This window comes from Mesorhizobium qingshengii (assembly GCF_900103325.1).
In the GTDB taxonomy this organism is placed as follows: domain Bacteria; phylum Pseudomonadota; class Alphaproteobacteria; order Rhizobiales; family Rhizobiaceae; genus Mesorhizobium; species Mesorhizobium qingshengii.
The window spans coordinates 159547-171067 of sequence record NZ_FMXM01000009.1 but is presented as its reverse complement, the minus strand read 5'-3'; the positions used below and the strand labels follow the sequence as shown (position 1 = coordinate 171067).

Below are 11521 nucleotides of genomic sequence, written 5' to 3'. Positions count from 1 at the left end.
CGACTACGAAGCCTTCTTGATCGACGTCACCATGCCGGTCTTCTCATCGACCGTCACCGCCACCTTGGCGCCGACCTTCAGTTTCCCGACCGCCGCGTCCGGCGAGAGCTGGTAGATCTTGCCGTCGTCGAGGGTGATCGACTTGGTCGTCGGGTCGACGGCCTGGATGGTGCCCTGGACGGTCGCGGCATAGGCCGTGCCGAGGAAGGCGAGCAGAGCGACGGTGGTTGCGAGGGTCTTCTTCATGGGGTGCACTCCGTGCTGTTTCGATTTTCCGGGCCGCCGCCTTGGGAAACGACAGCACCGAACGAGCCGAGACTGGGCCGGAAAGCCTGCTGTCAGCAAATCACGTTGGATGAATTTTCGCAACGGAATCATAAGCTTAATTCCGCCACATTGACTGATGATCCGGCTTTCCCTGCCAATAGAGCAACCGTTTGTTACAGCGCTTTGCCCATAGAAAGAGTCCGTTATCGGGTCTGTGCAGGCCGGCATGTGACCACCACAACCCCGCCGCAATCCGCGTTGGCGGTATCACGAAACGGACTTCCGACTGTTCATCGGCACACATTTTGTTTCATGGACCCGTTCAAACCGCCGCTCCAAGGGGATGAAACTCGCGCTCCGGTTGCAAAGCCGGAATGGATGCACGATGGTATCGACCGTTATGGAGGGGGGCCATCATCCAATGAAACTTGCAGTCCGGGCCGTGATATCTCTGATGCTGGCGCTTGCTCCGGGATCGGCCGGCGCACAAAGCGCCGATCCAGCCGACGACAAAACGGTTATCTTTACTCCCGGCGATCCAGACATGGCGGCGGCGACCGCGCAGGCGCTCGCCAGGCTGGACGAATTCCTGGCATTGTCCGAGGCCCCTCCCTCCGGCACGGACAGGTTCAAATTGAAGGTCAAGGTGCGGGACGGGCACGTCATCGAACACTTCTGGGTCATACCTTTTCGTCGCACCGAAACCGGGTTTGTCGGCATATTGGCCAACGAGCCGGAGGAAGTGCACAACGTCGTCCTCGGCCAGGACATAGAATTCACCCGGGACGATATTTCCGACTGGGGGTACACACGCGACGGGCGTCAGGTCGGCAGCTTCACCGTCTGCGTGATGTTCAAGAGAATGTCGAAGGAAGAAGCGGACACTATGCGCGACAAATACGGCTTCGATTGCTGATGTTCCGGCCGGACTAACCTGCCTCGTCCTTCGCGCCGATCTTGCGCACCAGCGCTGCCGTCGCCAGCATCGCGCCCATGTCCGATATCATCGGCGCGACGTGCCTGGTGTAGTCGAGCGGCACCGAGATATCCGGCAGCTCGAAGAAATTCTTCGTCTGCGGCAGCAGCAGGAAACCGTCGCTGCCGTTGAGCGCGATGCGGGCCGGATCGTCCGGCCAGGTTTCACCCAGCCATTTCAGCGCTTGCGCCAGCCGGCCAGTCACCAGCGGCCGCGCCGCTTCGATGTTGTCGGTGCGGAATTCATAGGCGGCATCGAGCTCGGGAACGCCCGATGACAACTCCTGCATCCTCGCTGTGAACATGCCGCGGAAGAAGCCCATGACCGCGTTGGCCCGCCGCGCCGCCACCAGTATGCCGGGGAACGGCTCGACCGTCTCGAAGGCGACAATGACGCCCTTGAAGGTTGTCGCCCTGTTCTTGGTTGCCGCCCCGTCCCACAGGTCTGCCTCATAAAGCTCGAACGGAAACCCGTCGTAGCGTCCGGCTATGATGTCGTCGAAGCGGCTCATGGTGAAGCCGCCGACCGTCTCGCGCGGCAACCGGTCGAAGGAATTCGGCGTCACATCGTGCTGGTAACGCATATCCCTGATGAAGCCGAAGATGATCGGCAGCAGCGTCTCGCGGAACGATTGCCGCAGCCGCGTCGCCGGCCTGATCGCCCGGAAATAGAGCAGGATCGAAGCCGCGAAGCCGACGAGATAGAGAAACACATGTGGCGTCGAGAACCATTGCTCGTTGGGATCGGCGACCTTGTTGAACAGCCAGGCGACCAGCACGACGAACACAAGCACCAGGCCAACGAACAACGGCACCCGCCAGCGCACTTGCCGGACCGCCGAGGCCCTCGCCGCCTCGTAGATCTCGATGTCTTTCCGGATATTGGCGATGTCGGCTTCGCTTGGCATGAAATCCGCTGTTTCCATCGCCGCCCCGCGAGCCTGCCTCTGCCACCGCATGATAGTCGTTTTTGCGGGGGCCACCAGACGGTTAGACGGTGACATCCTCTTGCGTTGCGAGAGAAGGAAAAATCGCCCTCAGCCGACCTTCGACCCTACCGCGCATTCCACCCTCCAGCACCTCCACCGGCACCAGCCGCTCATGATCACCGGCCCGCAGCCGCATGAACGGATGCAGACGGTAAGACGCGATGGCACCGCGCGTGCCGGTATCGGCACTGACATCGACGACGAGGATGCCTCCAATGCGTCCGGGCCATGGCTGACGGGCAAAGGCGGTGCCAAGGAAATCGCCCAGCCCATAAGCGACGATCGTCCCGTCGATCCGTTCCACCGGCTGCACGACATGGGCGTGATGGCCGGCGATCAGCCCGACGCCCTGCCCGGCCAACTGCCTGGCCAGCGCCCGCGTTTCCGCGCGCGGGAAATGCCGGAACTCCCAGTCCCAATGCGGTACGGCACAGGTAAGATCGAAACCGGCGTCGCGCGGCCAGCGCGCCGGATCACCATCCATCGACACGCGGCCGGCAAACAGGTCAGCGTCGGCGTTGCGCCAGAGCGTGAAGGCGGCGAAGCCCAATGTCAGCGGTCCGACTTTGACAGGCACCGGACCATCGGCGGTGAGGCCGATTGTGCGGATGCCGAGCCGCTTCAGCGCCGCCACGGTCTCGTCGAAACCGGCGACGCCCTGGTCGAACACATGATTGTTGGCCAGCGACAGCACGAGCTTGTCATGCGGGATGCCTGCCGCGGCAAGCGCCTCATCAAGAAAGCGCCCGGTCATGGCATGATGCGTGCCGAGCTTCGTCCCCAGCACGGCACTCGGTCTGTCCACGATCGGGCTTTCGCAATTGCCGATCACCAGGTCGGCTGCGCCGAGCAGTGTCATGATCGCCGGATCGCAGTCCGGCGCGCCGCGATTGGCCACCGACGAGATGTCGCCGACGAAGGCAAGCCGCACCGTCCGCGTCGGCGGTGGCGCCATCGTCGTTGCGGCTATCGGCGCGAATTCTCCGACGTCGCCGCCGAGCGACGGCTTCAGGAAACGCGGCAGCCAGGACAGTTTGTAGGAAAGCGGATAATTCGACACGCGATGCCCAATCGTTTGCCCTGTGTAGACCGTCCGCTGGGCCGGTTGAAGCGCATCCGGCAACAATCAAGGGGCTTGTCCTTGTCGTCGCAACCGTTTTGCCGCCAGACATTCACCGCGCCGCCGCGACTGCGCCATTGAGCCGCCACGGTCAGCGCATTAGCATGGGGCCGGGTTTGGATCTTTCGGGCGGAAAGATGGGGATGGTCGACCGGCATTGCGGGACCAGGTTCGCGGCGTTGCTGCTGGCCTTTTGCCTCGCCTTGTTTCTCAACGCGCCTTCCGCTTGGGCCGATGACGCAAAGCCGATGCGCGGCGTGGCGCTGGTCATCGGCGAATCCCGCTACGAACATCTGACCGCCCTGCCCAACCCCGCCAACGACGCCCGCGCGGTCGATCGCCTGCTCGGTGAACTCGGCTTCGATGTCACCTCCGTCACTGATGGCGACAAGACCAGGCTCGACCGCGGCCTGCAACGTTTCGTCGAGGACGCGGCCGGCGCCGATGTGGCGCTGCTCTACTATTCGGGACATGGCATCGAGGCCGGCGGCGAGAACTATCTGGTGCCGGTCGGCGCCGACCCATCCGCGCTCGCCGATGCCGGCAAGAACCTAGTTCCGCTATCGGGCCTGCTGGCCGAACTGAAGGCCAAGGTTCCCGTCGCCATCGTGTTGCTGGACGCCTGCCGCACCAACCCGTTCCCCGCCGGGGCGACCATCGTCACCTCCTCCGGTCCTGCACCCGTCGCCGCCGCCGGGCTCGACCTGACGCGCGGAGCCGCCCCTCTCGCCGATGCCGCCGACGCGCCGCAAAGCCTGGGCGAGGTGATCGGCTTTGCCGCCGAGCCCGGCCACGCCGCGCTCGATGGCGATGCCGGCGGCAACAGCCCCTATGCCGCCGCGCTGCTGAAACATCTGGCAGCCGGCGGTTTTGCCTTCGGCGACGTCATGACGATGGTGGCCGAGGAGGTCTATGTGCAGACCGGCGGGCGCCAGCGGCCATGGACCAATGCCAGCCTGCGCCGGCTGCTCTATTTCGGCCTGTCGCCGGAACAGGCGGCCGGTGACGACGCCGCGATCCGCGGCGAGCGTCGCAAGCTGCTGCTGACCATCGCCAAGACGGCCGCCGACACGCGCCACCTTGTCGAGGCCGCCGCCAATTCGGAAGCCGTGCCGCTCGGAACGCTCTACGGCCTGCTCGCCGCGCTAGGCACCGATGTGCCCAGCGACCCGCGCGAACTGGACCGGCTGCTGCGCGGCCAGACCGAACATCTCAAGACCATCATTGCGGAAAGGCAGACGCTGAAGAGCACGGACGTAGACATCGTCCGCTTGTCGGATCTCGCCGAAAAGGCGCTGGCCGACGGCGCGGTGACAGCAGCGATCCAGTTCCAGCAACAGGCCAAGGCGCGTGTCGCGCGACTGTCCAAAACCGTCGATCGGGCCGAGGCCGACGTCAAGGCCAGGCGGATCGAATTCGCCGAAGTCTACAGCCGCAGCGGCGATACCTATTTCCTCGCCTTCCAGCAGATGAAGGCGGCCGACGACTACCGCAAGGCGTTCGAACAGGTGAAGAAATGGGACGCTGGCCTCGCCTGGCACTACAAGCTGGCTGAAGCCAATGCCATCCGCGCCTACGGCACGTTTCGCGGCGACAACAAGGCTCTGCAGGCCTCGATGCGAACATTTTCCGAAGCGGCCAAGCTGCTTCCCCAGGATCGCCTGACACCTCAATTGATAATGACCCAGAACGATTTCGGCCTGGCGATGTATATGTATGGGCAGCGCCAGAGCGGCTCTGCGTCGCTGGAGCAGGCGGTCGGCATCTTCTCCGGCATCGTCTCCAGCGGGATCAAGCAGGTCGATCCTTCGCTGTGGGCGGAGGCCCAGTCCAATCTCGGCACGGCGCTGGTAATGCTTGGGATGCGCAAGAGCGGCCCGGAGCAATACCAGTTGGCGGCGACTGCCTTCGCCGCCGCCCGGCAGGCGATTTCGCGACAGGAGCAACCCGTCAAATGGGCGCTGGCGCGCAAGGGCGAAGCCGACGCCATCGCGTGGATCGGCCTGCGCGGCAACCAGCCGGATCGGTTGCATGAAGCCGTCGATGCCTATGAGGATGTGCTGAACACGCTGACCCGCGACCTCGACCCCCTGTCCTGGGCCGCCGCGCAGGATGGCCTGGGCAGCGCGCTATGGGCAATCGGCGACCGGCTCGACGGCAGCGACCTGCTGCAACAGGCAGTGGATGCCTACAATGCCGCGCTCAGTGAAAACACCCGCGAGCGCGTGCCGCTGCTGTGGGCGACGGAACAGAACAACCTGGCCAACGCCATGTTGTCTATCGGCCAGCGCGAGCAAGGCACGCAGAACCTTACGCTGGCGGCCAATGCCTACCGCAACGCACTGGAGGAATGGACGCGCAAACGCGAGCCGTTCAGTTGGGCGACCGCGCACAACAATCTTGCCCGCGCCCTCGTCCTGACCGGTGAGCGGACGGGCGATGACGCGACCATCCGGGCCGGTCTCGCCTCCTATGACGAAGCCTTGAAAGAGTGGACGAAAGAGAGCGCGCCGCTGCAATGGGCGTCCCTGCAAGGCGGGGTCGGCGCCGGGCTGCTTATCCTCGGCCGCAAGAACGGCGATGCCAGGCTGCTCGGGGATGCCAGGCAGCGGATGCAACTGGCCTGGTCGTTTTGTCACGACGCCGGCTATCCCCAATATGACGGCTACTTCCAGGGGCAGATGGCCGAAATCGACAAGGCGCTGGCGGCGCTGAAGTGACGGGCGCGCGTCGCCGATTGTGTTTATGATCGCGATGGAACGGCAAACCGGAGGACCACGATGAACCGACTTTCGAGCCTGCTGGCATCCGCCTTCATTATGCTCGTGCCATTGTCTTCGGCCCGGGCAGCAATGCCCGAAGCGGCAACCGCCCTGTTCGAGGCGAAGACCGTGGCCGCGCGCGACAGCGCCCTGTCGACGCTGGAGGCCGCCGCGCCCAAGGATCCGGCATCAGCCTATGCGGCCGGCGCCGGTGAATTCTTCACCGCGCTGGAGATCCTGGCCAGCGGCCTGCACCGTCATGGCTTCGAGAGCCCGCAATCCTTCATGCTGCCGCTGATGCGGTTGCCGGTGCCCGACAATCCCAACCCCGAACCGCTGACCTACGAGCAGTTCCGCGCCATTCTGGCCGCCTTCCGCGACCGGCTGGAGAAATCCGCCGCCACGCTGGATTCGGTGCCCGCCGATGCCGATATCGGCATGGTCATCGACCTCACCCATGTCGGCATCGACCTCAACGAGGATGGCATGATCGCGCCGGACGAAAGCATGGCGGCCATCATGGCCGCGCTGTCGCGCGGCGGCAGCGCGCCGGACGACGCGGCACCGGCGCTGACCTTCCGCTTCGACCGCGCCGACGGTTTCTGGCTGCAGGGCTATGCCGAGTTCCTGATGGCGCAGGCCGATTTCTGGCTGGCGCATGATTTCAAAAACACTTTCGACGGCTCGTTCCACATGCTGTTCCCGCGCGCCAAGCTGCCGTTGCAGGACATTCTCGTGCCCCCGCCGAGCGAGATGGGCTCAAGCATCTTCTCCTCGGAATGGCGTATCGCCGATTTCATCTCGATGGTGCACATGATCAACTGGCCGGTGGTCGAACCGGAACGCCGACAAGCGGCGCGCCGCGAACTGCTCGAAATGATCCGGCTGTCGCGCGAGGATTGGAAGGCAATCCGCGCCGAGACCGACAATGACCGCGAATGGCTGCCCGGACCGCAGCAGAAGGGCGAAAACCAGCTCACCGGCCTCGAAGTCGGCGAGGAGCAGGTCGCGGCCTGGCTCGCCACCTTGACGATGGCGGAAGATCTGCTCGAAGGCCGCGTGCTGCTGCCGCATTTCCGCATCACCGGCAAGGGCATCAACATGAAGCGCTTCTTCGACGAGCCGAAGCCCTTCGACCTCGTGCTGTCGATCACCGGCCCGGCCATCGCGCCCTACCTCGAAAGCGGCAAGATCCTGACCAGCGACGATTTCGACCAGATCCAGCGCGAGTTCGGCGGTGGCGGGTTCCTTACGTTTGCGCTGTGGTTCAACTGAACAAGGCTTGGCTTCCTCGCCCCCATGAAATGGGAGAGAGGTGGCCGGCACGCCGCGCCGCCGCTGTCGCCGCCGAACTGGCAACGATTGCCGACATCGGCATCGACGGCGCCCTGCCGAGATGAGACGTGCCGACGATCAGAAAAACCGGCGCTGGAGCCGCAGCAGCCCGGCCAAGACGGCGGTTATGAGCGCGTTCGATATCACCCCGACCGCGGCGGCGGTCCAGGCGATATCGCCGGACTGGCCGAATATCACGAACGGAAATGCAGCGGCGATCACGGCAATCGCCGCAAGCAATCCAAACCAGCCCATGCCCGGCCGCTCAACCAACCGGCTGAGGAAATAGGCGACCCCAACCAGCACGATCCGGAGCGGGTCCAATATTTGGGCGATGACAATGGCGGTCAGAAGCATGGCCGGGAACCGGGACGGGAGTGGTAAGAGGACTTAGCGCGGAAACCCGCGCAGGCGGGCCAGCAGCCAATGCAGCGGGTTGCCGACGAAGGCGCGGTTAACGAAGCTGTCGTGGGCTGCATCCGAGGCGAGGAAGGCGACGGTGCCGGCTTCGAGCCGGCGCGGCGGATCCGAACTGGCGTCGATGCCCTGCCCTGCCAGCAACTGCCGGATCTGCGCATTGCCGGAGGCCGAGGACTGGCCATAGGCGCTGACGAAGAAGCTCTTCCTGTGGCGCGCGATCCAGTTGGCGAAAATGTCCGCTTCGTCGAACACCGCGTCGAGCAGGATGACACCGAGCAGGCGGCCGCCGATGTCGCCGTTCTTCAGCACGGAGGCGGAAGGGTTGTAGCCGCCGCTATAGGCGACCAGCACCACCGGCATGGCGTCGAATTTCGCCGCCTTGGCGCCGGTCAGCTTGCCCAGGCCTTGGGCCGCCTCGGTCATGAACCTGGCAAAGGCGCCCGGCGTCCAGAAATTGCCGGCGCTGGAATCCTGCGCGTTGCTGGCGAATTGAGGCGCCACCAGCACGGCGTTGAGGCCGGACGCCTCGACCTGCGCGACCACCCGCTGGCGGCCGACGACGTCGCGCTGCAAGGTGGCGCCATTGCCGTGGAAGAACACCACGATGACCGCCGGCTTGGCCGGATCGAACCCTTTCGGTACCGCCAGCAGCGTGCTTCGGTCGGAATAGGTCTCGTCTTCCCAGTAGATGCCGCCGCGCGGCGAGGTGTGGCCGTGCCGGCCATTGGCCGTCACGTCGAGAAAGGGCCCGGAACCGTCGGGCAGCTTTCCCCGGTAGGGGAATGGCGATGTCTTGAACGGCACGATCGTCGATATGGCCTTGCGCAAGCGCGCCGCCGGGCTCGCCGCCGGGAAGGTTGCCGCGGCCAGCAGTCCGGCGATGATGGCGCGCCGGTCGGGCATCAGGCCGTCACCAATCGGATGGACGGCGCCCTCGACGGCAGCAGCACCGCGAAGAAAGCCGGGATGGCGATGAGATAGGCGATCGCCGCCCATTGCAGCACGGCGCTGAGGCCGAAACTGGTGGCGACGATCGGCACCGCGGCCGAGCCGATCACCGAGAAGCAGCCATTGATGCCCCAGGCCCAGACGAACAAATGCTCCTTGCCGAGCCGCGCCAGCCAGGTCATGGCGGTGGCCATCGGCATGCCCATCAGGAAGGCCGGCGGCGACACCAGCAGGAAGCAGAGCAGCAGCCGCACGGCATAGGGATAGGCGCCGATCCAGTCGAGCACCGGCGACAAATAGAAGCCGTAGGCCAGCAGCAGCACGCAGATCGCCAGCAACAAGACAGGCAGAAGCGTTCTGGCGCGGTCGAAGATGCGTTCGGCAAACAGGCTGCCGAGACCGGAAAACACCAGCATCGACGAGATCAGCACCGAGGCCGACACGGTCGGATTGGCGAGCGCCACGGTGAAGCGGCTGATCAGCCCGACCTCGACCATGATGTAGCCGAGGCCGAGACAGGCGAAATAGAGGATGGTGCCGAGCTTGCCGCGCGAGCGCGAGAAGACGATGCGCCAGCCGAATATGACCGGCAGCAGCACCAGCGACGCCGCCGTAATGCAGGCAATGCCGAGCGTCGCCCAGATCAGCAGATAACCCCAGTCGTCCTGGAACAGGTCGAGCCTGTCCAGCGTCCTCGGCAGGTCGGCGACCTTCACATAGGCGGCGAAATAGGGCTGGTCGTTGCTCAGCGCCCGCGCGTCGAAGACATAGTCGCTGGCGAGCTTTTCCCAGCCGCCGGTCAAAAGCGCGTGCCAAGCCATGCGCTGCAGCGCGGTCGCCGGCAGCACGTCCGGCCCGGCATCGCCGCCTGCGTTGGCGCAGGCATCGAGCGTCGGATCCGCCGGCGCCGTCGGGTCGCAGTCGGGATTCGCTGGCGCGGTCGGATCGGCCGGAGCGGTGGTATCGGCGGCGGGCTGGGTGAGCGTCGCATCCTCGCCGCTGCCGAAGATCGAGGCGCGATAATCGTCGAGGACCTTTTGCGCCGTCGAGCCGTCATATGGCATGCCGGGATAGTAGACTTCCTCCCACGACATCGACTTGGTGTAGTCGCGCAGCGTCTTGATTTCCGCCTCGGTGAAGCCGCCGCGCTTGAACAGCACCGTCGTCGTCGACAGATAGCTCGACACGGCGAAGATGTCGTTGGCAGCGCCCTGGCGGTCGAACGTCCTGGCCGCCTCGGCGATGGTCGAATAGAGCTTCAGCACCGATTTCGGCGGCTCTTCCTTGTTCCACAAGGTCACAGACAGCACGCCGCCATCGGCGAGCGCGCGCATGTAGCTCAGCATCGCCTCGTGCGTATAGGCGTATTTCTCCGAGATGGCGAAGCCGCCCGGATTGGACAGGCCGACGCTGTCGGCGAGGCTGAGATCGATGACGTCGTAGCGCTCTGTCGTGTTGGCGAGGAACAGGCGCCCATCATAATCGATCACCTTGAGCCGCGGCTCGGCCAGGATATCGCCGGTGACGTCCTTCAGCACCGGGTCGCGGAACGCCCGCAATGTCATCGGGTTGCTCTCGGCGACGGCGACCGAGGTCGAGCCGGCATTGAGCGCGGCTTGCGTGGAGATGCCGCCGCCGAACTGCACGACGAAGGTCTTGGGTTTCGTCTTGATGACGTAGGGGTAGTGCATCGGCAGATAGCGGAAATAGACCTGCTCGGCCGGCGCCAGGTTGCGCATGATGCCTTCCGGCCCGTCGCCGTCGCGATACATGCCGACATAGGTGTTGGCCGGAACTTCGGGCATGCCGAAGGCGGCGTTGTCGCTCAGGCCCGGCGCGAAATGCATGTAGGAACTGGCATAGACCTGCAGGTCGCCGAACGGAGAGACGTTGCGGTAGATGCGCTTGCCGTCGGGAAAGTTGCGCGCATAGGCGACGCCCTTGTACTGCGACACCGCGATGTCGGGGATGCCGAGCAGGCCGGGCAGCATGAGGTAGCCGGCGATCGACAGCGCCGCCACGACCACACCGGCGACGACACTCTTCCAGGCGCCGAAAGCGAGGAACCACAGGATCGAGCCGGCCGCCCATAAAAGCAGCGGCACGACGATGATGGTTTCCGGCGCGAACAGATACATCGACACCAGCACGGCGAGGCCGGCGAGCCCCGAGCCGGTGAGATCGGCGAAATAGACGCGGCCGAAGGCGGTGCGGCTTTTCAGGAAGACGATGCCGAGGAAGAACGCACCGGCCAGGAACGGCAGGAGATAGAGCAGGAAATTAGCCAGCAGCCGCCATTTCTGCTCGGGGTCGGAGACCAGGAAGATGGCGTTGAACGGCACCGTCTGGGCAACGAGGTTGGAGGCGACGGCGAGCGGGCCGATCAGCAGCAGGGCTGATGTGGCCGCCCCTTGCCAGTGCCGGTCGAACCAGTCCTTGCCGGCAAAGATGACGACGCTGGACAGCGAGAAGCCGAGCATGGCGAGGCTCACCACCAGCGAGCCGAAATGCGACCAGCTGCCGACGGCGAACACCCGCATGACGGATATCTGCAGCGCGATGATGGCGCCGGCGATCAGCCCGACCGCGAGGTAGTGCGCGAGCCGCGGCGCCTCCAGCGAGGCGATGCTTGGTCGAGAGGTCGATACGACAGCCGTCATTCAGGCCCCTTGATGCGGCGGTTAGCTCGGCAGGCTCGGGCCGGC

The 11521-nt window shown here is 64.9% G+C and carries 9 protein-coding genes; 3 read left to right on the top strand and 6 right to left on the bottom strand.

Features of this window, described 5'->3' with window-relative positions; translation table 11 throughout:
* Nucleotides 1-3: 3 nt before the first annotated feature.
* The gene (locus BLS48_RS16500) at nucleotides 4-246 is read right to left on the bottom strand and encodes a DUF1344 domain-containing protein (protein ID WP_091579192.1); all 243 of its coding nucleotides are present in this window, start codon (nucleotides 244-246) and stop codon (nucleotides 4-6) included.
* A 442-nt stretch (nucleotides 247-688) separates the two neighbouring features.
* Here BLS48_RS16500 and BLS48_RS16495 point away from each other — a divergent pair, with 442 nt between their 5' ends.
* A complete protein-coding gene (locus BLS48_RS16495) occupies nucleotides 689-1183 on the top strand; it encodes a YegJ family protein (RefSeq protein ID WP_091579190.1) in 495 nt (164 codons plus the stop codon).
* Between the two features lie 13 nt (nucleotides 1184-1196).
* On the opposite strand, the gene BLS48_RS16490 is transcribed toward BLS48_RS16495, so the two are convergent.
* Both BLS48_RS16490 and BLS48_RS16485 read right to left on the bottom strand, forming a co-directional pair.
* Complete coding sequence (locus BLS48_RS16490) at nucleotides 1197-2168, bottom strand: DUF3137 domain-containing protein (protein WP_091579187.1); 972 nt, start codon at nucleotides 2166-2168, stop codon at nucleotides 1197-1199.
* 64 nt (nucleotides 2169-2232) lie between these two features.
* The gene (locus tag BLS48_RS16485) at nucleotides 2233-3291 is read right to left on the bottom strand and encodes a CapA family protein (RefSeq protein WP_091579184.1); all 1059 of its coding nucleotides are present in this window, start codon (nucleotides 3289-3291) and stop codon (nucleotides 2233-2235) included.
* A 203-nt stretch (nucleotides 3292-3494) separates the two neighbouring features.
* Here BLS48_RS16485 and BLS48_RS16480 point away from each other — a divergent pair, with 203 nt between their 5' ends.
* Complete coding sequence (locus tag BLS48_RS16480) at nucleotides 3495-6071, top strand: caspase family protein (protein WP_167365111.1); 2577 nt, start codon at nucleotides 3495-3497, stop codon at nucleotides 6069-6071.
* Nucleotides 6072-6131: 60 nt separating this feature from the next.
* Entirely contained in the window at nucleotides 6132-7388 is a 1257-nt protein-coding gene (locus BLS48_RS16475; protein WP_091579181.1) for a hypothetical protein, read from the top strand.
* 138 nt (nucleotides 7389-7526) lie between these two features.
* Here the strand turns inward: BLS48_RS16475 and BLS48_RS16470 are convergent, their stop codons facing one another.
* Genes BLS48_RS16470 through BLS48_RS16460 form a run of 3 tightly spaced genes read right to left on the bottom strand, consistent with a single transcriptional unit; the run spans nucleotide 7527 to nucleotide 11476 of the window.
* Nucleotides 7527-7805, bottom strand: a complete 279-nt coding sequence (locus tag BLS48_RS16470) for a hypothetical protein (RefSeq protein WP_091579180.1) — start codon at nucleotides 7803-7805, stop codon at nucleotides 7527-7529.
* Between the two features lie 33 nt (nucleotides 7806-7838).
* Nucleotides 7839-8771: a hypothetical protein gene (locus BLS48_RS16465; RefSeq protein ID WP_091579481.1), complete on the bottom strand. Its 933-nt coding sequence runs from the start codon at nucleotides 8769-8771 to the stop codon at nucleotides 7839-7841.
* Entirely contained in the window at nucleotides 8771-11476 is a 2706-nt protein-coding gene (locus BLS48_RS16460; RefSeq protein WP_091579178.1) for a spermidine synthase family protein, read from the bottom strand. The genes BLS48_RS16465 and BLS48_RS16460 overlap by 1 nt, the downstream gene beginning before the upstream one ends.
* Nucleotides 11477-11521 lie beyond the last annotated feature (45 nt).